This window comes from Priestia megaterium (assembly GCF_023824195.1).
Taxonomy (GTDB): domain Bacteria; phylum Bacillota; class Bacilli; order Bacillales; family Bacillaceae_H; genus Priestia; species Priestia megaterium_D.
The window spans coordinates 1,271,901-1,295,838 of record NZ_CP085442.1 but is presented as its reverse complement, the minus strand read 5'-3'; the positions used below and the strand labels follow the sequence as shown (position 1 = coordinate 1,295,838).

Here is a 23,938-nt window from a genome sequence, read left to right as displayed (position 1 = left end):
GTTTGTGAATGTGGTAGAATGTGTGTATCTTATTATTTAGCATGTATGAACACGGAGGTATACAAAATGGATGTTCGCCATTTGCATTACTTAACAGAAGTGGCTAAACATAAAAATTTCACAAGAGCTTCTGAAGCGCTACATATTTCTCAACCTTCTCTCAGTAAAATGGTTAAATCATTAGAAGAAGAACTCGGCACACCTTTGTTTGATCGCGCTGGCAAACAAGTTCAGCTTACCGATGCAGGAATGATCGTGTACGAGCAAGCTGAAAGCATTTTATCTTCTCTCCGAGATTTATCGGATTCTCTCTATGATTTAATGCATTTAAAAAGAGGAACCATTAAAATAGGCATTCCCCCTATTATTGGTACATTGTTTTTTCCTACTATTATTAAAGCATTTCGAGAGCAATACCCTGAGATTCATATTCAATTAGTGGAATATGGCGCTAAAAGAATGCAAAAATTTGTGGAACAAGGAGAAGTAGACGTGGGCGTAGTTTTACTTCCAGTGGATGAAAACATGTTTTTTACGACTCCTTTAGCTCGAGAAACGCTGCAGCTTGTTGTCCATAAATCTCATCCGTTGGCTCAGCATTCTACGATTTCATTAAAAGAGTTAAAAGACGAAACGCTTATTTCCTTTCATGAAGACTTCACCATGCATGAAATGGTCTATAACGAATGTTTAAAAAATGGATTTACACCTAATATTGCTTTTAAAAGCTCTCAGTGGGACTTCATTGGAGAGCTGGTAGCTGCTAATCTCGGCATTGCTCTTTTCCCTTATTCATTATGTGAAAAGCTTGATTTGGAGCATATGAAAGTAATTAATCTAGAGAATGCTATTCCATGGGAAATTGCTTTAATCGTTAAAAAAGATCGATATATCTCTTATGCTACACAGGCTTTTATTGATTATATTAAAAGTACAGTTTAACAAAGCTGAGACAAAAGTAGTTTAATTAAAAATCCGAACGAGTTTGATTCTTGATGGAGAATCAAACTCGTTCGGATTTTTTTCATGATGGCGGTGAACGTAGGTTTCATATATGTAGCGGCTTTTAGCTGCTGATTGGAGAGCAAGACGAAGACTCCTGCGGGAAAAGCTGAATAGGTAAGACCCCGCGGGAGCGGAAGCGACGAGGAGGCGCAGCGGCCGCCCGCGGAAAGCGAAGACTAGCACGGAAATCAACAGCGGTGTAACAAGTCATTCATACTAAATCATTTATCCCATTGGTTCGTCTTTAGATTGAATTGATGTAGGCATGTCTCAATCTCTTTTTTTGATTGCCTTTTATTAAATAATTAGACCTTATATTTCACAAACTCTTTTTTGAAAAGGTTACCAACGCATTTGTAAAGAGATTTCTTTTAGCTATAACTAAAAAGAATAGTTATCATAGTTATTATATATTTCATATTATAGTCGTTTTTTTGTAAGATAAGTGTGTAGCATTCATTTACTTAAGTTGTATCCCCATTTGCAAAATCCAAATAGTTTCTCTTTTCCCATGATGGAGTCGTCTTTTCAGCATAGACGACTCCATTATTGTCTCAATAAACTAGGAATGAATGAATAAAAACATAAATAAAGGAGGCTAATCATGAAACTGATTATGGTGATTTTACAGATTTTATTACTAACGGCTCTGTTTTTAATAGGAGAAAGTATTTCACAGTGGTTTGACCTCCCAGTGCCAGGTAGTATCATCGGATTTTTCTTACTGTTTTTCTTACTGTACTTTAAAGTAATTAAATTAAGCTGGGTTGAACAAGGTGGAACACTGTTAGTGGGAGAACTATTATTATTTTTCATACCAGCCGTCGTTGGACTCATCAATTATGGAGATGTATTGATGCATTTTGGAATCCAGATTGTGATTATTATCACAATCAGTACGATTATTGTGATGTCTATAACGGGAATCATTGCAGAACATATTTCAAGAAGAAAGGAAGGTTCGCTAAAATGACATTACTTACATGGATTGCTCTTCCGCTTACACTGCTCGTTTATGTCGGCACAAAAGTGCTCTATAAAAAATATAAGTCTATGCTAGTTTCCCCTATTTTACTAGCCCCCATTCTTTTAATTGGCATCTTATTAGTAACGAATGGCTCTTATGATCATTATAAGCAAGGTGCCAGTGCTATTAGCTTTATGCTTGGACCAGCAACCGTTGCTTTTGCTGTTCCTATGTTTAAGTATTTTGATTTACTCAAAAAACATCGTGTTGAAATCAGCTTAAGCGTAGGGCTCGGCACGTTTGCTGCCATGATATCTTCCATGCTGTTAGCATTAGTGTTTCATTTACAATCAACGCTGGTTCATAGCTTAATTCCAAGATCGGTTACGATTCCTATTGCTGTTAATGTATCTCAGACGCTAGGAGGAGATCCGAATATTACCATTATGTTTGTGATTATAACCGGTGTAGTAGGATGTATGGTCGCTCCAAAACTGATTAAGCTCCTCGCACTTCACTCTTCTCTAGCAAGAGGTCTTCTTTTAGGAGTAGCTTCTCATGGGACAGGTACAGCAAGAGCTTTTGAATTTGGAAAAATTGAAGGTACTTTTTCTAGCCTTGGCATGATCGTAGCAGCACTTCTTACAATGCTGTTCGCGAATATGCTTCTGCCTACTATTTTCGCTTAAAAGATAAAAAAGGTGTGATCATATATGATCACACCTTTTTATTATCCAATATGAAAAGTTGATTTTACGAACTCAATAACTTCTTCCGTAGAAGACATTGATAGAATTGTATCTAAATGAGGTTCGATATCAGCTTTTGATAATTGACGGATTTGAGAACGAGCTTTCAGAATAGATGTTGCACTCATTGAGAATTCATCTAAGCCTAAGCCTAAAAGAATTGGAATTGCAATCTCATCTCCTGCCATCTCTCCGCACATGCCTACCCACTTACCTTCTTTGTGAGCCGCTTTGATTACCATATTCACTAAGCGAAGAATCGCTGGGTTATACGGTTGATATAAATAAGACACGCGCTCATTCATGCGGTCAGCAGCAAGCGTGTATTGAATTAAATCGTTTGTTCCGATAGAGAAGAAATCTACTTCTTTAGCAAATAAATCTGCGATTACCGCTGAAGAAGGAATCTCTACCATCATCCCTACTTCGATGTCTTCCGAAACTTGCACGCCTTCTTGTTGAAGTTTGGCTTTTTCTTCTAAAAGAATAGCTTTTGCTTGACGGAACTCATCAACAGTAGCAATCATAGGAAACATAATTTTCAGATTACCGTATACGCTTGCACGTAGAAGCGCACGAAGCTGTGTACGGAACATGTCTTGCATCTCTAGACATAAGCGAATGGCACGGAATCCTAAGAATGGGTTCATTTCTTTTGGTAGATTTAAATAAGGAAGCTCTTTGTCTCCACCAATGTCAAGAGTACGAACAACCACTGGTTTGCCTTCCATACGTTCAAGAACTGTTTTATAAGAAGTAAACTGCTCTTCTTCTGTCGGAAGCTCTTCGCGGCCCATATATAAGAATTCTGTACGATAAAGGCCAACGCCTTCGCCGCCGTTTTCTAATACGCCTTTTACATCTTCTGGTGTACCAATGTTAGCTGCAAGTTCAACGTGATGATCATCAGCTGAAACCGTTTTTTCATTTACAAGCTTAGCCCATTCAGCTTTTTGTTCTGCATACTCAGCGGCTTTTTTCTCGTAAGCTTTTACTGTTTCTTCGCTTGGATCAACGATAACTTCGCCATCTAAACCATCAACAATTACTAATACGCCGTTTTGAATGTCTTCCATAACTGTTTTTGTACCTACAACAGCTGGAATCTCCATTGAACGCGCCATAATTGCTGAGTGAGAAGTACGTCCGCCAATATCTGTTGTAAATCCTTTTACGAACTTACGATTTAACTGTGCTGTATCAGACGGCGTTAAATCTTCTGCGATAATGACAACTTCTTCTGAGATTAAGCTTGGATTTGAAACGTTTACACCTAAAAGATGAGCTAATACACGCTTTGTTACGTCACGGATATCAGCAGCACGTTCTTTCATATATTCATTGTCCATTGACTCAAACATATTAATAAACATTGCCGCTACTTCATCAAGTGCATGTTCAGCGTTTACATTTTCATTTGTAATTTTATCTTTAATTGGATTAATAAGTTCAGGATCGCTTAGAACTAATAAGTGAGCTTCAAAGATTTCTGCTTTGTCATCTCCAAGTTCTTTACGAGCGTGCTCTCTGATAATTTCAAGTTCTGATTTTGACGTTTCTAGGGCAGCTTCTAGACGCGCTACTTCTGCTTCAACTTCAGTTACTGATTTTTTTTCAACGGTTAATTCTGGATTTTCTAGACGAAATGCTTTAGCAATAGCAATGCCGCTAGAAGCGGCAATGCCTTGAATTTCCTTTGTCATTATTCGCCTAATCCTTCTTTGCTCATTGTATCTTCAAGAGCAGCAAGTGCATCTGCTTCGTCAGAACCTTCTGCAGAGATAGTGATTGTAGCGCCTTTTTGAATACCTAAAGACATAACGCCCATGATTGATTTTAAGTTTACAGTTTTACCGTTGAATTCTAAGTTGATATCAGAATCAAATTTGCTTGCTGCTTGTACTAAAGTTGTTGCTGGACGTGCGTGAATTCCTGAGTCTGCTGTTACTGTAAATGTTTTTTGTGCCATGTTAAATCAATCTCCTTTTTACTTTGAAATGTTAATAATATTTGCTTCTTGTTGAGAAACTTGGCCCTGCTTTAAGATATCAATTTTTTCATCAGCTTGTAAATTCGTGAAAATGATCGGCGTAATCGTCGATGGCGCATTTTCTTTTACAAAGTCTAAATCAATTTTCAATAGAGGCTGTCCTTTTTTCACTTCATCGCCTTGGGCAACTAAAGCTTCAAAACCTTCGCCTTTTAAATTAACTGTATCAATACCAACGTGAATTAAAACTTCACGTCCAGTCGTTGATTCAATACCTAAAGCATGTTTCGTCGGGAATAAGTTTACTATTTTTCCGTCCACTGGTGCAACTACTGTGCCTGTTTTCGGAATAATTGCAAAACCGTCACCCATTAATTTTTGTGAAAATACCTGATCTGGTACTTCCGATAAAGGTACCAATTCTCCCTCAATCGGTGAAACAATATCATTACCATTATCGCTTCCTACTTCAGATGTTGCAACAGGTTTTTCAATTGTTTTTGTCTCTTCTTTTGTGACAACCGGTGTTTTGCCATTCATAATGTCTTGAATTTGACCTTTTAACGTGTCAGATTTCGGACCGAAAATAGCTTGAATATTGTTACCAACTTCAAGAACACCAGCTGCTCCAAGTTTTTTCAAGCGGTTTTTATCAACGTTACCTACATCATCTACTGATACACGCAAACGCGTAATACAAGCATCTAAATGTGTAATGTTTTCTTTACCGCCAAGTGCAGCTAAAACATTTGTTGGAAGCTCTGCTGCTTCTACTTTTACATCTTCTTCTCCCTCTTCTTTATCTTCACGACCCGGTGTTTTTAAGTTAAATTTACGGATTGCAAAGCGGAAACCGAAGTAGTAAATAACTGCTAATACTAAACCTACTGGAATAACTAGCCACCATGCTGTGCGGTTTTGCATAACTCCAAATAGAACGTAATCGATAACCCCACCTGAGAATGTCATACCGATTTTAACATGTAATAACTGCATAACCATAAATGATAAACCAGCAAATACTGCGTGAATTGCAAATAGTACTGGCGCTACGAATAAGAACGAGAACTCAAGGGGCTCTGTAATACCCGTTAAGAATGATGTTAAAGCAGCTGAACCCATGATACCAGCTACATATTTTTTGTTTTCAGGACGAGCTTCGTGATAAATCGCAAGAGCTGCTGCTGGCAATCCGAACATCATGAACGGGAATTTACCAACTTGGAATGTTCCTGCTGTTAAAGGCACGCCATCTGCTAATTGAGCAAAGAAAATCTTTTGGTCACCGTGGATATGTTGACCTGCTTTATTAACGTAATCACCAAACTCAAACCAGAACGGAGAGTAGAATATGTGATGAAGTCCAAATGGAATTAATGAACGTTCAATCAACCCAAATACAAACGCTGATAAAGTTGGGTTTGCATCAATCATGTTAGTAGAGAAAGCATTTAATCCGCTTTGAATTGGCGGCCAAATGAAAATCATAATAACACCTAAAATAATTGAAAATACCCCAGTAATGATTGGTACAAATCGTTTTCCTGCAAAGAACCCTAAATAAGATGGTAATTCAATGTTGAAATAACGATTATACATGGATGAAGCTAAAATACCTACTATGATACCCCCGAATACACCTGTAGCTAACGTAGGAATTCCTAAGATGCTAGTGTAAGCTGGATTGGCACCCATTTTGTCAGGATCTAGTTGTCCTGTAGCAACTAAGATTGTGCTCATCGTTTTGTTCATAATTAAGTAGCCTACGATTGCAGCAATACCTGCTACACCGTCACCACCGGCTAAACCAACGGCAACACCAACGGCAAACAATAGCGATAAGTTGTCAAATACAATTTGACCCGCTTGCGACAAAACATTTGAAACCAATTGAACCCAGTCAGCACCAAGTGCCGGTACTGCATCCAACAATGTAGGGTTTTGAAGCGCTGTCCCTACTCCAAGTAAAATCCCTGCTGCCGGTAAAATCGCAACCGGTAACATAAGCGCTTTTCCGACTTTTTGTAATACTCCAAAAAGTTTTTTAAACATGGCGCTTACCTCCTTTTATATATTTAGTGTGCAACAAGCTATTTATTTGATACGTGAATCATTAACGCGCTTTCATAAAACGCTTTCTTTAACTAGAAAACTCATTACATCTCCTGGTGTCCTGAGGCGAAGTCTTCAATGATTGCGCTTTCTTATAACAAAAAAGGCATGAGGAAAAAGAAACGACAAATGGATACAGTCATCCAATTATACATCGCTTCATTTCTCACTCATGCCTGATCGTATCAGTAACACGTATTGAAATGATTTTATAAATCCGTTTTTGTTATAAGTCGCTGCAGATGCATCGTTAAGTAAACTGCTTCTGCTTCATACACAGGTAAATGTAACGCTTGCTGCATTACTTTTATCACTTTCCAAGACACATTGTAACACAGTGGATATTCTTCTTTCAATAGCAAAGCAATTTTTTTTGGCTCTTCTATTTTTTCTCCTGTTTTTACTCGATCAATAGCAAAATGCAAATGACGAATCAATCTCATATAGTGCACAGATTCTTTGTCTACCTGCAGATGAAGCGATTCTTCAATCACATTAATAATCGTTTGAATAAGCTGCGAGTCTTGATTCACTTCTAGCAGGTTTTTTTCAGTCAGCGCACTATGGATATGAAGCGCAATAAAACCAATCTCTCCTACTGGAAGCTGCACGCCTATTTTGCGACTAATAATTTCTACCACTTCAGATGCGATCGTATATTCCTCTGGATATAAAGCTTTTGTTTCAAGTAAAAATGGATTTTTAAGACCCATCCCCTGCTGAAAACGTTTTATTGCAAAGGCGATATGATCTGTCAATGAAATGTGTATATGTTCATTCAAAGGAATATTAACGCGTTTTTGAATATGCGTTACAATATCATTCATCATTTCAATTACATCTTCATCCACCTGAGCTAAAAGCTGCTTGTACTGTTCTTGCTCTTCTTCACTCTTTAACAAAAACATTTTTTCCACGGCTTTTGCATCGATTTCATCGCCTTTTTTCTTGTTGAACCCTATCCCTTTCCCAATTAGCACAACTTCATCATAGGTAAGGTGTTTAGCAATTAATACATTATTATTAAGTACCTTTTCTACAAAAAAGGACTCTTTCACGAATCCTTCACTCCCCTGTTTCGGCTTTCTATTATTTGCTTTCCTATCTTACAAATAATACACATAACCGTCAATTCATTTTTCTTTGTTTCAAATATTATTGAACTAAACTATTTGAGTTACGTATTATCTTAGTAGTTCTTCGCTGGAAACGCAACGTCTTTTTTGCTCGTCCCATAACAATTTTTCATAATAAAGTTTTGAAGCATAACGCTCAGAATTAATACACCTGCTTGTAAAAGCGTAAAAAGAACAAGTGAAGTGGTAATAGATACCAGCAAAACCCCATAGTGAATCAGCAAAATATCTACTATACGCAGCCCCGCTATAATCATTCCAGCTCCAATAAAAAATTCTTGGGCTATACTCCAAACGAGGAGAATCGTAACAATACAAACGTAAATCATCGTTGCATTTACGGAATCATGAGTAGCCGACGCAAACCATCCCGTATAAAACCAATTGTTATGAAAATATGCTAACAGCATAAACATAATAGTAGAAGTAATAGCGAGCATTCCGAGAAAAAATGTAGCGTAATGCACAAATGTCATATAACGTTCTGTTAGCCATACATACCAAACCTTTGAAATACTAAAGCCTATAGTCATTAAAACGCCTGTATAAATTGTTTTCCACCAGTGATGTGTATAAATATCCCAGTGTAAAAATAATTCTTCAATCCCCATAAACATAGATGAAATGAATAAAATATAGCGAAATTTTAATTGATAAGCAGCTACCACCATAGCCATGATTGGAAAAGCAAACGCTTGAGAAGTTAAGGACCCAAACAAATTATCAAAATATTCATTGGTCATAAAATCAGGATCGTAATCGTAACTTTCAAACAACACAAATACAACATACTCTAGTACATAAGCCATTCCAATGATAAAAAAAAGCAAAACGACTAGCTTTTTATCTTTTTTACGTATGAATACTGTAAGCAAAACGGCTGTGCTGATAATAATCAATGCAAAAAAAGCAGTATAATGAGGCATAGAAGTCTCCCTTTTACGACCTAATTATTACTTAGAGTAAGACGTTTTAGCTAAATTATACATGGCTAGCTTCTATTTAAAAGAGCTTAAGACATAACTACATCAATCCAATCTAAAGGCGAACAAACGGGATACATGAGATAGTATAGATCGCTTGCTACACTGCAGTTGATTTCCGTGCAAGGCTTCGCTTTCCGCGGGCGGCCGCTGAGCCTCCTCGTCGCTTACGCTTCTGCGGGTCACACTTCTTCCGCTTTTCCCGCAGGAGTCTTTGCCTTACCTTTTAAACTACAGGTAGAAGCGACTACATACATGCAACCTACGTTCACTCTACCAATGAAAAAATCCGAACGATTCATCGTTCGGACCTTCCTTCAACTAACATACTTTTGTTTCAGCCTCTTTTAACTCTTCAGCTTATAAAAACTGGAATGGTATCTATTATCCTTCAATCATTTTTGAAAGGTTAGCCATTTCGATAGCTGATGCTGCAGCTTCCCATCCTTTATTTCCTGCTTTTGTTCCTGCACGTTCAATTGCTTGCTCAATTGTTTCAGTTGTTAATACACCAAAGATAATTGGCACGCCTGTTTGTAAGCTTTGAGACGCAACGCCTTTTGCTACTTCATTACATACAAAATCAAAGTGTGGAGTAGCTCCTCGAATAACCGTTCCTAGCGTAATAACTGCATCATATTTTTTAGATTCAGCTAATTTTTTGGCGATTAATGGGATTTCATAAGCGCCCGGCACCCAAGCCACGTCTACATCTTCATCAGCTACGCCGTGACGTTTGAGCGCATCTTCTGCTCCACTAAGTAAACGGCCTGTAATAAATTCATTAAAACGCCCTACCACGATTCCGATTTTTAATCCTGTGCCTACTAAATTTCCTTCATATAAATGATTCATCTTTTGTTCCTCCTGCTAGTATTAATATATAGTTATTTACATTTCTTTTCATGAATTAGCTTCATTTGTTATAACGAAAAAAAGTGTAAAATTATAAATGTAATAAATGACCTAATTTTTTAGCTTTTGTATCTAAGTATTTTTTATTGGCATCCACTGCGGGCATTTGAAGAGGCACTCGCTCGACCACTTCAAGGTCGTAGCCTTTTAGCCCAGTAATTTTACGAGGGTTATTCGTTAAAAGCTTCATTTGTTTGACTCCAAGGTCTTTTAAGATTTGAGCACCGATTCCATACTCTCGTAAATCTGCAGCAAACCCGAGTTTTTCATTCGCTTCTACGGTATCGTATCCTTCTTCCTGCAGCTTATATGCTCTTAGCTTATTTAGTAAACCAATACCTCTGCCCTCTTGACGCATATACAGCAGAATGCCGCGTCCTTCTTCTTCAATTTGCGTAAGAGCTGCGTGAAGCTGAGGACCGCAGTCGCAGCGTTCAGAACCAAACACATCTCCAGTCAAACACTCAGAGTGAACGCGAACGAGAACGGGGCTATTATGATCAATATCACCTTTGATAAGAGCCACATGTTCTTTATTATCAAGTTTATTTGTATATCCTACAGCTTTAAACTCACCAAATGCCGTAGGTAAGCTCACTTCTACTTCACGGCTAATAAGCTGGTCATGTTTGCGGCGGTAGGCAATCAAATCTTTTATCGTAATCATTTTTAAATCAAATTGCTCTGCAATTTTTGTTAAATCCGGTACGCGTGCCATTGTTCCATCTTCATTCATAATTTCGCAAATAACACCCGCAGGCTTTCCTCCTGCTAATACTGCTAAATCAACAGCAGCCTCTGTATGACCTGCACGCTGCAGAACGCCCCCGTCTTTTGCAATCAATGGGAAAATATGTCCCGGGCGTTGAAAATCACTTGCTATCGTCGCTTCATTTACAAGAGCCATAACGGTAGCAGAACGTTCGTATGCACTGATACCTGTTGTACTTGAAATATGATCAATACTTACTGTAAATGCTGTTCCATGTACATCCGTATTGTTCGCTACCATCGGGTGAAGATTCAATTTATGCGCAATTTCTTCATTAACAGGTGTACAAATTAATCCTCTTCCATGAGTAGCCATAAAGTTAATAACCTCAGGCGTCGTTTTTTCGGCTAATGCAATAAAATCTCCTTCATTTTCTCGATCTTCATCATCGCATACAATAACCACTTTTCCCTTTTTTAACTCTTCAATGGCTTCTTCTACTTTATGAAACATCTCTTTCACCTCACTGTTAATTTGTAAAACCATGCTGCTGCAACAAATCCTTCATGTTACCTGAACGTTTCGAGGCGCCAGGAGTTGACTTATTCGTCATCATCTGATGCATATATTTAGCTAACATATCGCATTCAATATTCACCTTGTCTCCTCGCTGTTTGTCTCCCACGACTGTGTGAAGCACCGTATGAGGAATAAGAGAAATAGTAAATGATTGGTTGCTGACATCAAAAATAGTAAGACTTGTTCCGTCTACGGAAACAGATCCTTTTAACATCATAAATTCACGAAGTTCAGGGTCGACTTGAATTTCATAATAAAAGGCATTTCCTTTACGTGTTTTGCTTACAATGGTTCCAATTCCATCAACGTGTCCGCTAACGAAATGCCCTCCAAACCGGCCATTTGCAGCCATCGCCCGCTCTAAGTTAACACGTGATCCAACGGTTAGAAGCTGAAGGGTACTTGCTTTAATGGTCTCCGGCATGACATCGACCGTAAATTCATTTTGAGAGTAAGCCGTTACGGTTAAACAAACGCCGTTAACTGAAATACTGTCCCCTAAGTTCACATCTTCTAACACGGTCTTCGCATCAATCGTAAGAACAATTGCTTCTGTGGCCTTTTGAATACGTTTTATTTTTCCAATTTCTTCAATAATACCTGTGAACATTTTCTTCACCTGCTTTGGCGCTATTCCAACTTCTTATGCCGTTTTGAAATAGCAGCTGCTTTTTTTTCATATTTATCTTTCCCCCAACCACTGAAAATAAAAAAGCCCCTTGAACAAATGTCCAAGGGGTCGGCTGAGCTGAATCAGTTTTATCTATGCAAAATTCCGCTAATTGTATACGAAATAAACAGTCATGTTTAGTGTATGAAAACAAGGGTAGCTTTAAAAAAGGCAAACGTGTCCCTTATTAATACAACACAAAAAAACAACTGTGCTTCCTGATCCTTCTCCCATCCAGACTTTTACTGTCGGCTCTAGATTTTAACTAGATCCACCGCTAACATACATCGTATGAAAACGGGTCACGGGCTTAAAAGCATACGCTTTATCACCGCCGGTTGGGACTTACACCCGACCCCGAAGGATAATATATTCGACTGCTATAGTCTTATTTGTTTTTCATTATAGCAAAGTAAAATCAACTTGTCACATCATTTAACTTCGTTTTTTTACATCTGTTCTTTAAAATCCAGCTTTTAGCTTTTTTTTTCTTTTTTAATACATAGCATCCATACAAAAGCTAGTCCAATATAGCCAAATATCGGATACAAAAACTCAAGAAGCTGGGCATATCCGAATTGCCCAATAATAAAGCAAGCCAAGATAATAAACGCAAAAGCTTGTTTGTCATTCAGGGGAAGAAATGACTGAAGCTGCTTAGCGATTCCAAATACATTTCCAATCAATGTAGTAAAAATCTCGCCTAACACAACTACCGTAAATAAAACATTCACCCACGCTGAGATATTTTTAACAACGGCACTCATCGGAATATCAAGTTGAAATGAATAAGGCAAATTGGAAAGGGCAAGATGAGTAGAAACAAGCATAAACGTAAGTACACACCCTCCTATTACGGCCCCTTTTTTAATCACGCTCCTATCTTTCACGGAGCTTCCTAATGGAACCAAAACGGCCTGAGCCAAAGCTAGATTTAGGGAAATATATAAAAAGGGACTAACTGCCCACTTCCACTGTGTGACGAGCGTTAAATCCGGCTTCGTTTGAATAAGTGAGAAATAGCTGATATTTGGCACAAAGATGATAAAAGCAAATGAAAGCATCATCGGCACAACAAGAGAATTAACCATTAAAATACCGTTAATTCCTCTTGCGATAAATATATAAGTTAAAACAATTGTAAACATCATCCCAACAGGAGGCCACATCCCGAACTGTTCTTTTCCTATTGCCCCCGTACTCGCTAGCATGACTGAAGTTACTCCAAATAAAATGACAATCATTACACCGTTTACCGCTTTTCCAAGCACATCACCAAATAAATATGTATTAAGCTGCTGATAAGAAGAAGCCCCAATTGCGTGCGAAAGCAGCATCATTTTCGAACCTAGCCAAATAAAAAACAAGCCGCTGACCAAAATTCCAACCATTCCAAGTTCCCCGTACTGTGTAAAAAATTGAACGATTTCCTTGCCTGTTGCAAAACCGGCTCCTACAACGGTGCCTACATACGTAGCAGCAACCTGCAGCGTGAGTTTCCACCTTTTCATGCCCATCACCCTTCTATCCTTCATAGTTCACTATATGTAGGAACGATTAAAAAAAGACGAGCCTTTTTACGTGTAAATCTACGCATATCCCAACGCTTGTGCCTTTTCATTTATTTTTTATTTTTCATTTTACCTTTTCTTTTTATATTTCTCCCAAAAAACTCCTTAACCCTTAACATAACAGTCATTTTCAAACAAAATATACGGATATTTTCCCTTTAGCTTTTAAATTCCCCTCAATATTTGCTGGAAATTCACAATTTACTGTTGTATAATTTCTAAAAATCAGATAAATTATTAAATAAGTATTCTTTCTATTTAAAAAAATATGTTTCAATTATATACAATTGATTCTTATCATGAGAGGTGGAGGGACTGGCCCTTTGAAACCTCAGCAACCAGTCGTTAGAGACATGGTGCTAAATCCAGCAAGCAATTTATTGCTTGGAAGATAAGAAGGCGAAAAAAGTCTTCTTCTTAAGAAGACTTTTTCTATTTTATCGGCATATTGCATAATACGAATCACTCGTGAAATAGAAGCGGAACAATTTAAGGAGGTTTTGACATGGGGTTACTTGAAGATTTAAAGTCTAAAATTTTAATTGGGGATGGTGCCACTGGTACCCTCCTTTACTCACACGGTATTGACAGCTGCTTTGAAGAACTAAACATCACCAAACCAGAAGAGGTTGCTCGTATACACAGAGCCTATGTAGAAGCTGGTGCAAACGTTATTCAAACAAATACGTACGCTGCTAATTATCAAAAACTTGCCCGTTATGGATTAGAAGATTCAGTCAAAGACATCAATATTGCTGGTGTAAAATTAGCGAAACAAGCTGCAAAAGATCAGGCTTACGTGGTTGGTACACTCGGCGGAATTCGTTCTTTCCAAAAAAACGCTATTAGTTTAGAAGAGGTTAAGCGAAGCATTCGTGAACAAATGTTTTGGCTTTTAAATGAAGGCGTGGATGGCCTTTTATTTGAAACATACTATGATTTCGAAGAATTAAAGACCGTTCTTACACTGGCAAGAAAAGAAACGGATAAGCCTATTATTACCCACGTTTCCCTGCATGATATTGGCGTACTGCAAGATGGCCGCCCTTTAGCAGATGCATTAAAAGAATTAGAAAACTTGAGAGCAGATGTTGTCGGGCTAAACTGCCGTTTAGGTCCTTATCATATGATTCAGTCTCTTGAAGAAGTACCGCTTCCTGATCGTGCTTTCTTATCTGCTTACCCTAATGCCAGCCTTCCGGCGTATGTGGAAGGAAAGTTGGAATATGAAACGAATGAAGACTACTTTGTAGAAAGCGCGCGTTTATTCCGCGAACAAGGGGTTCGCTTAATTGGAGGATGCTGCGGTACAACACCAGCTCACGTACGCGCAATGTCATCTGCCTTAAAAGACCTGCCTCCGATTACAAGCAAAGTCGTTAAAATGAGACCAGCCGTTACGGTTCAAGAGCGTGAGCAGCAGGATAAACCTCATATGCATGAAATTGTGAAGAAGCGCCGCTCGGTTATCGTCGAGCTAGATCCGCCTAAACAGCTTGGTCCGACGAAATTTTTAGAAGGCGCAAAAGTACTTGATAAAGTCGGCGTAGATGCTATTACATTAGCTGATAATTCTCTTGCCTCACCTCGCATCAGCAACTTGGCAATGGCAACACTGATGCAGCAAGAAACAAAAGCACGACCGCTTATTCATATTACCTGTCGCGACCGAAATTTAATTGGACTTCAATCTCATTTAATGGGACTTCATACGTTAGGAATGAATCAAGTGCTTGCGATTACCGGTGATCCTTCAAAAGTTGGCGATTTCCCTGGCGCCACTTCGGTCTACGATTTATCTTCATTTGACTTGATTAGTTTAATCGCTCAGTTTAATGAAGGACTATCTTATTCCGGTAAACCGCTTGGTCAAAAAACCAATTTTTCCATCGCAGCTGCCTTCAACCCAAACGTGCGTCACTTAGACCGAGCCGTTCAGCGTTTGGAAAAGAAAATCGACTGCGGGGCTCACTATTTCATTACTCAGCCTCTCTATTCAACTAAGCAAATTGAAGAGGTATATGAAGCAACCAAACACTTAACAACACCGGTATACATCGGAATCATGCCGTTAACAAGCGCAAGAAATGCTCGATTTATTCACCATGAAGTACCTGGAATTAAATTATCAGAAGATATTCTAGAACGCATGGACGCAACGGGAAATGACCGGATTCGCGGTGAAGTCGAAGGCCTTGCGATTGCAAAAAACTTAATTGATACAGCATATGAGTTATTTGACGGTATTTACTTAATTACGCCGTTTATGCGCTATGAAATGACCGAAATTCTAACACGCTATATTCATGACAAGCAACTTGTTACATCAGAAAGGAAGATATAAATGAGCTCACTTATCGAACAACAACTAAAGAAGCGAATACTCGTCATCGATGGAGCAATGGGAACGATGATTCAAGATGCTGATTTAACCGCTGAAGATTTTGGCGGCGAAGAATATGAAGGCTGCAACGAATATTTGACTCGAACAGCGCCTCATGTGATTCAGCGCATTCATGAAGAGTACTTTGCAGCAGGTGCTGACATCATTGAAACCAATACGTTTGGCTCAACATCTACCGTGCTTGATGAATACGATTTAGGTCACTTGGCGTATGAATTGAATATCGAAGCTGTGAAGCTCGCTTGTGCAGCCCGCGATAAATATTCAACTCCCGAATGGCCTAGGTTCGTAGCTGGAGCTATCGGTCCTACCACTAAAACTCTCTCTGTTACCGGAGGCATTACATTCCCTGAGTTAGTAGAATCGTACGAAGAGCAAGCTCGAGGTTTGTTAGACGGCGGCGTTGACTTACTTTTAGTCGAAACCTGTCAAGACATGCTGAACGTAAAAGCCGCGTTTCTAGGCATTACAGCGGCGTTTGAAAAACTAAAAACCGAAGTTCCAATTATGATTTCAGGAACAATTGAGCCAATGGGAACAACTCTCGCTGGTCAAGATATCGAATCTTTTTACTTATCACTGGAACACATGAAGCCTCTTTCAGTCGGACTTAACTGCGCAACAGGTCCTGAATTTATGACGGATCATATTCGCTCTCTTTCAGACCTAGCCACTTCAGCTGTTAGCTGTTATCCAAACGCTGGCCTTCCAGATGAAGAAGGCAATTATCATGAATCCCCTGAGCTGCTTGCTCAAAAAATTAAAGGGTTTGCTGATAAAGGCTGGCTGAACTTTGTAGGCGGATGTTGTGGTACAACGCCTGCTCATATTAAAGCACTGGCTGAAGCGGTAAAAGAGGTTGCTCCTCGTTCGCTTGATCGCTCCGGGCATAACCATGCTGTAACTGGTATTGAACCACTTGTATATGACGATTCTATGCGCCCTCTTTTTGTGGGAGAACGTACGAATGTAATCGGTTCTCGCAAGTTCAAGCGTCTGATCGCGGAAGGAAAAATTGAAGAAGCATCTGAAATTGCGCGTGCTCAAGTTAAAAATGGTGCTCACGTTATTGATATTTGCTTAGCAGATCCAGACCGTGAAGAAATGGAAGACATGGAGGAATTTATTCAAGAAGTTGTAAAAAAAGTGAAGGTTCCTCTTGTAATCGATTCAACCGACGAGAAAGTTATTGAAAAAGCTTTAACGTACTCACAAGGTAAGGTCATTATTAACTCCATTAACTTAGAAGATGGTGAAGAGCGTTTTGATGCAATCTTACCGCTAGTAAAAAAATTCGGTGCAGCTCTGGTTGTCGGTACAATCGATGAAACAGGCATGGCCGTTACTGCAGAACGAAAAGTAGAGATTGCTAAACGCTCACATGATTTGCTTGTTGAAAAACATGGCTTTAATCCAAAAGATATTATTTTTGACCCTCTTGTGTTTCCTGTAGGGACTGGTGATGAACAATATATTGGTTCTGCTGAAGAAACAGTTAAGGGAATTAAAATGATTAAAGAAGCCCTGCCTGATTGCCTGACCATTCTTGGCGTAAGTAACGTGTCATTCGGTCTTCCTCCAGTCGGACGTGAAGTACTAAATGCCGTTTACCTTTATCACTGTACGCAGGCTGGACTCGATTATGCCATTGTTAATACCGAAAAGTTAGAGCGCTATGCTTCTATTCCAGAAGCTGAAATTGAGCTTGCTAATGCGTTATTATTTAACACAACTGATGAAACGCTAAGCACGTTTACCGACTTTTATCGTGATAAAAAGAAAGAAGCAAAAGTAGAAATTTCTACGTTAACACTCGAAGAACGATTGGCAATGTATATTGTCGAAGGTACAAAAGAAGGATTGCTTCCTGATTTAGAACAGGCTTTAGCTCAATATGATGATCCGTTAGATATTATTAACGGACCGCTTATGGAGGGGATGGCGGAAGTCGGACGTTTGTTTAATGACAACCAGCTGATTGTAGCAGAAGTGCTTCAAAGTGCGGAAGTTATGAAAGCATCCGTTGCCTTTTTAGAACCTCATATGGAAGCAACTGAAAATGATTCTGGAAAAGGCAAAGTTATTCTTGCAACGGTTAAAGGCGACGTGCACGATATCGGTAAAAACTTAGTAGACATCATTTTAAGCAACAATGGTTTTAAAGTAATTGATTTAGGGATTAAAGTAACGCCGCAGCAGCTGATTGAAGCAGTAAAAGAAGAAAAGCCAGACATCATTGGCCTGTCAGGTCTTCTAGTAAAATCAGCTCAGCAAATGGTTTTGACTGCACAAGATTTAACACAATCAAGCATTGATGTTCCAATTATGGTAGGAGGCGCTGCCCTTTCCCGTAAATTTACTGACTTTAAAATTGCCCCGGAATATGAAGGTGCGGTCCTCTACGCCAAAGATGCGATGGACGGATTAGCGTTAGCAAATAAGCTGCAGAACAAAGAAGAAGTTATTCAGCTTTTAGCAGATTTAAAAACGCGGCAAGAAAAGAAAGTAACGGTTCGAGAACGCCAGCCTCAAACCGCTCAAGCAGCTACGGCTGTTTTAGAAAGATCCGCCATTTCAACGGACGCTCCTGTTTTTGTACCGGCTGATTTAAAGCGGCACGTTGTCAAACATTACGATTTGGCACAGGTTCTTCCGTATATTAACTGGCAGATGCTTTTAGGCCATCACTTAGGACTAAAAGGAAAAGTGAATAAGCTGCTTGCTGAAAAAGACGAGCGTGCTGTTCAATTAAAAGAAACCGTTGATGACCTGCTCGAACTGGCACTAAAAGAAAACTTAATTAAGCCAGCGGTTATTTATCAGTTCTTCCCTGCTCAAGCAGACGGAAATGATTTAATTATTTATGATCCTGCTGATGAAAAAACAGAAATTGAACGCTTTACCTTCCCTCGACAAGCAAAAGGACAGTTCCTGTGCTTATCTGATTTTGCAAAGCCTAAAGAAAAAGAGATGGACTATGTATGTTTCTTCTCTGTAACAGCAGGAACAGGCATTCGCGAACGCGCGGCGAAATTCAAAGAAAACGGCGAGTTTTTAAAGAGTCACGTGTTCCAAGCTCTTGCACTTGAACTAGCTGAAGGATTAGCAGAACGTGTTCATCAGCAAATTCGTGACCGCTGGGGATTCCCCGATTCGCCTGACTTTACAATGGCGGAGCGTTTCTCAGCCAAATACCAAGGTCAGCGTTTTTCATTCGGATATCCTGCATGTCCAGACCTTGAAGACCAAGCAAAACTGTTTAAATTAATTAAACCTGAAGACATCGGCATTCAGTTAACAGACGGTTTCATGATGGAACCAGAAGCTTCTGTTACAGCCCTTGTTTTTGCACATCCTGAAGCGAAATATTTTAACGTATTGTAAAACATGGCCGCGGTCTTTTAGACCGCGGCTGTTTTTTTACAGTGAACAAACCTAAAAAAGAGGCTGCGACAAATGTATTTTAGTTGAAGAAAGATCCGAACAATGAATCCAGATTCTTTATTGAGAATCAACTCCGTTCGGATTTTTTCATCGTGATGGTGAACTAGATTTCATGTAGCTGTTTCTAGCTGTTGATTGGAGGGCAAAGCGAAGACTCCTGCGGGCAAAGCGGAATAGACGAGACCCCGCAGGAGCGTAAGCGACGAGGAGGCTCATCGGCCGCCCGCGGAAAGCAAAGTCTTGCACGGAAATCAACAGCGGTGTACCAAGCAGTCCAGCTCATGTATCCAATTTGTTCGCCTCTAGATTGAATCGATGTAATTATGTCTCAATCTCTTTGAATTCACCGCCGGTTTGAGCTTTTTTTATGAGTTTCTTGGGAAACACTGATAGAATAAGGAATGTAATAAATTTGTAAAGCTCTTATCACAACAATTTTTTCAGGGAAAGGAATTTTCAAGCAATGATTAAGTTATTTGTAAGCGACTTAGATGGCACTCTTTTACACGAAGAAAAATACGTAGAACAGCATAATGCAGACGCACTTAGTGAACTTCAGCACCAAGGAGTAGAGGTTTGTCTTGCTTCTGGACGAATGGATACGGAAATTTTAAAAATTTCTACCGATATTAATAATACATTCCATCGCATTAGCCAAAACGGAGGATTTGTGTGGACCAAAGAAAATCAAGAACTTCATGGAAAAGTGTTTGAAGATGATTTAGCGGTTCAACTTTATAAAAAAACGATAGATCCTAACCGTATTACGCTTGTCTGTTCAAACGACACGAATTATGTAGAGCAGCGAAATGAAATTATTGAAGCAATTGAAACTCACATGTTTTTCCCTATAGAAGAACAAATTGAAATGACGGATTCATTTGGTCACGCTCTTTCTCCATCTAAAATCACGGTTCTTGGAGATCATGATGAAATGGTAGCTCTGCAAAAAGAAGTGAACGAAGAGTTTGGTGATTATATTGATACATATATTTCTGCCAAGCAGTGTTTGGATATTATGCCTAAACATATCAGCAAAGGAAATGCTATTGAAATTTTATTAAATCATCTTAAGCTAAAACCTGAGGAAATTGCATGTGTGGGGGATTCATTTAATGATATTCCTATGTTTCAATTAACGCCGAACAGTTTCGCTATGGCTACAGCTCCTGAAGCTGTTCAGCGCCACGCCTCTGCTGTTGTGTCATCAGTTAGTGAAGCAGCGCGTATTGTTTTAGAAAAAAATAAGCAAACAACCTAAAAAAAGCGGTCAACGTTTAAATTGACCGCTTTTATCTATTTAATAAGAAAACGGTATTTATTTTTTTCGTAAAGAACGAAAAAATTCACCTAAGCTTTTTTGCTTCCCATCTGCATGCTCTCCGTGATTAACCAAGCTGCTGATTCTTTCTCGTCGAACAACAACCATAATAAGAGTGGCAAAAAAGATAATGGAAACGGCAATGACAACCAGTGCAAGAACGGATGCTACAATAGCTTCAGAAGTCGTTAGTGACGATAGCATCTGCCTCATACACCTCCATTTCGTTTGTGGCGAAAAGGAGCCTAGCAATTAGAAATGCAAATAATCTTTTTTCTCAGCTTGATGCATGTTATTATACACCATTTTCATTTTAGAAGCTGTAGCTTTTAAAGACGTAGACGAATCCACATCTTCGGCTAACATAATGTTTACTAAGTCAACCACAGAACGAGACAACAACTCTACATTATTTTGCAACTCTAATTCGTCATAAGTCGTACGGTCTTGAAGACGAAGTCGAATAATTTCATTTGCTAGCTCCCTAACACGCACTAATTGTTGATGTTCTCCCATAGTATCTCCGCCGCAAGAAACTTATAATCAGCCCTTTTATTGGCTTTTATAAGAGCTAGAAATCCCTGCAGCTTACCCCTCCTTATAAAGATGCCTAGCACACCTTTATGTAAATCACACTTTCAGCTTGTTTACATGTATATTCGCTATAGCTGGTTCTTTTTCCTTTTGAAATTAGCAGCCATCATCGTTTATCGTTCAGATTTCAAATTTTTAAGGATGTGGTACACGAAAATTAAAACGCCAATAGCAGTAAGTGTTGCTCCCACTGCCACTACAGGTGTAAAAGCCTGATTTTCTAGTACGATTATAAAAAATAAACCAATCATCATGACCGGTAATCCTATAGTGTGCAACCATACGTGCAGCTTGGCTAATTTATTTTCGCTAAACGTGGGAAACAAATAATAAATAAGCCCGGCCAACGTAAGCGACGTCCACCCTAACAAATTGATATGCACATGAACAGGTGTCAAAGCGTAGCTGTGAACAATTGACATATAATATCCTAATATGATGCCAATTCCAAAATAAACGGCTGATATTTTAATTAATTTAATTCCCATCGTTTTCTCCCCTTTATATCGCCCGCTGACTTCTGTACTACTTTACGCAGGAAACGTTATTTTAGAAGCGACAGATTAGCCAAAGGACACGAAATACGGAGTATGATATCTAAAAAGAGGATTCTTGACCTGCAAACACCAAAAAACAGCTGAGTAAAAGTACTCAGCTGTCTATTTTAAGCAATATAATGCAGAACAAAATTCAAGAAAAATAATAGCGCGCTTACATACATAAACATCGATACTTCACGCATTTTACCAAGGAATAATTTAAGCAGTGGATACGCAATGAACCCAAATGCAATTCCATCAGCAATGCTGTACGTAAGAGGAATAAGCGCAATAATTAAAAATGCGGGGAAACCTTCTGTTAAGTCCTGTAAATTGATGTTTTTGATATTTTGAATCATCAATGCTCCAATAACAATAAGAATAGGTGCAATAGCACTGTCTGGGACCAGCTTGATAAATGGAATAAACAGAAGTGAACTTAAAAATAAAACTCCTGTAATCAGCGATGTTAAACCCGTTCGCCCTCCAGCTGCAATACCAGATGCTCCTTCTACAGAAGACACCGTTGGACTTGTTCCAAACACGCCGCTTAGCAAAGCTGAGGCAGCTGTTGCTTGAAAGGCCCGCGGAAATTTGCTATCTTGATTCATCATACCTAGCTGACCATGCAGCAAACCGATATTTTCAAAAATCAATACCATTGTTAATGAAAAGACAGCTGCCCAAAACGCAACGTCCCCAATAGCTCCAAAAGACAATGTGCCAAAGCTGCTAAAGAAGTCGTTCACACTCGCAGCCGACTGTCCTTTTTCTGCCCCGCTTCTTACACCTAGTAAAAAGGCAAGGATTGATCCAACAATCATGCTTAACAAAAAGTTGCCTTTCACATTTCGGATAAATAGTACGATTGTGATAATTAACGTCAACAACGTACTGATAACAAACGGATCTGACAAGTCTCCAAGTGCTACAAAAGTGTTTTCGCTTGGAACTACAAGCTTCCCTTTTTGTAAACCGATAAACGTTAAAAATAGGCCAACACCGACTGTTATCGCTTCTTTTAGCGAATGTGGAATCGATGAGACAATTTTGGCAGACAGTCGCGAAAAAGCTAATGCTGTAAAAAGAAAGCCGGATACCACTACTGCTAATAACCCTTCTTGCCAAGATAACCCCATTGATTGAACCATCGTATACGTAAATAATGCATTAATCCCCATACCTGGCACCAGAATGAGAGGCGCATTTGCCCAAAAAGCCATAATAACACAGCCTACAAAAGCCGAAGCTACTGTTGCGAATATTCCTGCTTCAAGCGGAATACCGGCATCAGACAAAATGGTTGAATTAACAGCAATAATATACACGATGGAAAGAAATGAAATGACCCCAGCTAAGCTCTCTTTTCCGACAGTTGTTTGGTGGTCGTTTAAACGAAACAACTTTTCAAATAATGCGTTCAATCTAATTTCCTTCTTTTCATCTATCCCTCGCCCACCCAGTGACCAAAAATGCCACCGAAGTTATTATAGCAAAATCAACAATTGTTGCAAGGAAAACTTGTCTCCTTTAGCTTAAGCATTCATTCCTTATTTAAAACTGTTATCATTTTCTAAACGTAACGTCTTGCATTCATTTTGTATGTCCCTTGGATTGGACATAATAAAAGAGCGCTTTATAAGCGCTCACTGTTTTAATAATAGTAAGGATAATATGGTGGGTACGGCGGGTAATATGGTGGTGGATAACCGTAATAACCTGGACCTCCTAATGCAGTTCCAAGAACTAATCCTCCAAGGAATGGAGCAGCTCCAAAGCCCCAACCCCAAGGGCGACCAAAACCGAAGCCGAATCCCGGACGACCAAAACCAAAACCCGGACGGCCGAAGCCAAAACCTGGACGACCGAAACCGAAGCCTGGACGGCCAAAGCCTCCAAAACCACCGAATGGTCTTCTTATGTCATTAATATCAAATTCTTGCATGATACATGCCTCCTCAAGTTATATTTCATTCTCTTTATTACATATGTTATTCACCCACTTCTTGCATAGGCAATCGCCTCTTTTTTTGGTGATTTCTTAAAAATATTCCTTTTCTACCACCTCGTTAGGATTAAACAAGCGTACAGACATATATTTTTTAAGGCTTTGAAACATACTACATGTAACTTATGTAAAATAAGAGAGATGAAACGAGGAATGCACCTTTACAATTTTCAGCAGCTGCTGCAATGAGGAATAAACATAATATGAACGCATAAAAAGAACGCTCAACAAAAATGTTG

General features: G+C 39.0%; 21 protein-coding genes and 2 riboswitches. Of the genes, 7 read left to right on the top strand and 14 right to left on the bottom strand.

The genetic code is table 11. The features are described 5' to 3' along the window. Nucleotides 1-66 precede the first annotated feature (66 nt). The 3 genes from LIS78_RS06605 to LIS78_RS06595 all read left to right on the top strand — a co-directional run bounded on the left by LIS78_RS06605 (nt 67) and on the right by LIS78_RS06595 (nt 2,661). Nucleotides 67-942, top strand: a complete 876-nt coding sequence (locus tag LIS78_RS06605) for a LysR family transcriptional regulator (RefSeq protein WP_028414130.1) — start codon at nt 67-69, stop codon at nt 940-942. 667 nt (nt 943-1,609) lie between these two features. Then, nucleotides 1,610-1,978: a CidA/LrgA family holin-like protein gene (locus LIS78_RS06600; RefSeq protein WP_013082263.1), complete on the top strand. Its 369-nt coding sequence runs from the start codon at nt 1,610-1,612 to the stop codon at nt 1,976-1,978. After that, nucleotides 1,975-2,661, top strand: coding sequence for an LrgB family protein (locus tag LIS78_RS06595; RefSeq protein WP_013056013.1), 687 nt, complete (start codon nt 1,975-1,977; stop codon nt 2,659-2,661). The genes LIS78_RS06600 and LIS78_RS06595 overlap by 4 nt, the downstream gene beginning before the upstream one ends. A gap of 41 nt (nt 2,662-2,702) precedes the next feature. On the opposite strand, the gene ptsP is transcribed toward LIS78_RS06595, so the two are convergent. The 9 genes from ptsP to LIS78_RS06550 form a co-directional block, all read right to left on the bottom strand. Continuing rightward, a complete protein-coding gene (gene ptsP / locus LIS78_RS06590; RefSeq protein ID WP_251395263.1) occupies nt 2,703-4,424 on the bottom strand; it encodes a phosphoenolpyruvate--protein phosphotransferase in 1,722 nt (573 codons plus the stop codon). Beyond that, nucleotides 4,424-4,690 carry a phosphocarrier protein HPr gene (locus LIS78_RS06585; protein WP_013056011.1) on the bottom strand — a complete coding sequence of 89 codons (267 nt, stop codon included), beginning with the start codon at nt 4,688-4,690 and terminating at the stop codon, nt 4,424-4,426. Before LIS78_RS06585 ends, ptsP begins: the two co-directional genes overlap by 1 nt. An 18-nt stretch (nt 4,691-4,708) precedes the next feature. Further along, nucleotides 4,709-6,763, bottom strand: coding sequence for a glucose-specific PTS transporter subunit IIBC (ptsG, locus tag LIS78_RS06580; RefSeq protein WP_116074139.1), 2,055 nt, complete (start codon nt 6,761-6,763; stop codon nt 4,709-4,711). 269 nt (nt 6,764-7,032) lie between these two features. After that, nucleotides 7,033-7,881: a glucose PTS transporter transcription antiterminator GlcT gene (gene glcT / locus LIS78_RS06575; protein WP_013056009.1), complete on the bottom strand. Its 849-nt coding sequence runs from the start codon at nt 7,879-7,881 to the stop codon at nt 7,033-7,035. 131 nt (nt 7,882-8,012) lie between these two features. Beyond that, nucleotides 8,013-8,885: a hypothetical protein gene (locus tag LIS78_RS06570; protein WP_252284856.1), complete on the bottom strand. Its 873-nt coding sequence runs from the start codon at nt 8,883-8,885 to the stop codon at nt 8,013-8,015. Nucleotides 8,886-9,326: 441 nt separating this feature from the next. Next, complete coding sequence (gene ribH, locus LIS78_RS06565; RefSeq protein WP_013056007.1) at nt 9,327-9,797, bottom strand: 6,7-dimethyl-8-ribityllumazine synthase; 471 nt, start codon at nt 9,795-9,797, stop codon at nt 9,327-9,329. Between the two features lie 91 nt (nt 9,798-9,888). Beyond that, nucleotides 9,889-11,082, bottom strand: coding sequence for a bifunctional 3,4-dihydroxy-2-butanone-4-phosphate synthase/GTP cyclohydrolase II (locus LIS78_RS06560; protein WP_209151211.1), 1,194 nt, complete (start codon nt 11,080-11,082; stop codon nt 9,889-9,891). A gap of 16 nt (nt 11,083-11,098) precedes the next feature. After that, nucleotides 11,099-11,758 carry a riboflavin synthase gene (ribE, locus tag LIS78_RS06555; RefSeq protein WP_195780818.1) on the bottom strand — a complete coding sequence of 220 codons (660 nt, stop codon included), beginning with the start codon at nt 11,756-11,758 and terminating at the stop codon, nt 11,099-11,101. 278 nt (nt 11,759-12,036) lie between these two features. Then, a riboswitch (FMN riboswitch) is annotated at nt 12,037-12,187 on the bottom strand. Between the two features lie 107 nt (nt 12,188-12,294). Beyond that, entirely contained in the window at nt 12,295-13,329 is a 1,035-nt protein-coding gene (locus tag LIS78_RS06550; RefSeq protein WP_229754469.1) for a YkvI family membrane protein, read from the bottom strand. A 351-nt stretch (nt 13,330-13,680) separates the two neighbouring features. Beyond that, nucleotides 13,681-13,787: riboswitch (SAM riboswitch) on the top strand. Between the two features lie 107 nt (nt 13,788-13,894). Here LIS78_RS06550 and LIS78_RS06545 point away from each other — a divergent pair. The 4 genes from LIS78_RS06545 (at nt 13,895) to LIS78_RS06530 (ending at nt 20,498) form a co-directional block, all read left to right on the top strand. After that, complete coding sequence (locus LIS78_RS06545) at nt 13,895-15,733, top strand: bifunctional homocysteine S-methyltransferase/methylenetetrahydrofolate reductase (RefSeq protein WP_252284855.1); 1,839 nt, start codon at nt 13,895-13,897, stop codon at nt 15,731-15,733. Further along, entirely contained in the window at nt 15,734-19,177 is a 3,444-nt protein-coding gene (gene metH, locus LIS78_RS06540; protein ID WP_252284854.1) for a methionine synthase, read from the top strand. Nucleotides 19,178-19,368: 191 nt separating this feature from the next. After that, on the top strand, nt 19,369-19,548 hold the full coding sequence (locus LIS78_RS06535) for a hypothetical protein (RefSeq protein WP_252284853.1): 180 nt from the start codon (nt 19,369-19,371) through the stop codon (nt 19,546-19,548). A gap of 152 nt (nt 19,549-19,700) precedes the next feature. Further along, the gene (locus tag LIS78_RS06530; RefSeq protein WP_209151208.1) at nt 19,701-20,498 is read left to right on the top strand and encodes an HAD family hydrolase; all 798 of its coding nucleotides are present in this window, start codon (nt 19,701-19,703) and stop codon (nt 20,496-20,498) included. A 57-nt stretch (nt 20,499-20,555) separates the two neighbouring features. On the opposite strand, the gene LIS78_RS06525 is transcribed toward LIS78_RS06530, so the two are convergent. The 5 genes from LIS78_RS06525 to ymaG all read right to left on the bottom strand — a co-directional run bounded on the left by LIS78_RS06525 (nt 20,556) and on the right by ymaG (nt 23,636). Continuing rightward, entirely contained in the window at nt 20,556-20,762 is a 207-nt protein-coding gene (locus LIS78_RS06525; RefSeq protein WP_013055999.1) for a hypothetical protein, read from the bottom strand. 48 nt (nt 20,763-20,810) lie between these two features. Further along, nucleotides 20,811-21,074 (bottom strand): hypothetical protein, encoded by a 264-nt coding sequence (locus LIS78_RS06520; RefSeq protein ID WP_013055998.1) that lies wholly within the window; start codon nt 21,072-21,074, stop codon nt 20,811-20,813. A gap of 191 nt (nt 21,075-21,265) precedes the next feature. Next, a complete protein-coding gene (locus LIS78_RS06515) occupies nt 21,266-21,640 on the bottom strand; it encodes a cytochrome-c oxidase (RefSeq protein WP_252284852.1) in 375 nt (124 codons plus the stop codon). A gap of 176 nt (nt 21,641-21,816) precedes the next feature. Continuing rightward, complete coding sequence (locus tag LIS78_RS06510; protein ID WP_195780825.1) at nt 21,817-23,115, bottom strand: NCS2 family permease; 1,299 nt, start codon at nt 23,113-23,115, stop codon at nt 21,817-21,819. Nucleotides 23,116-23,345: 230 nt separating this feature from the next. After that, a complete protein-coding gene (ymaG, locus tag LIS78_RS06505; protein ID WP_209151205.1) occupies nt 23,346-23,636 on the bottom strand; it encodes an inner spore coat protein YmaG in 291 nt (96 codons plus the stop codon). Nucleotides 23,637-23,938 lie beyond the last annotated feature (302 nt).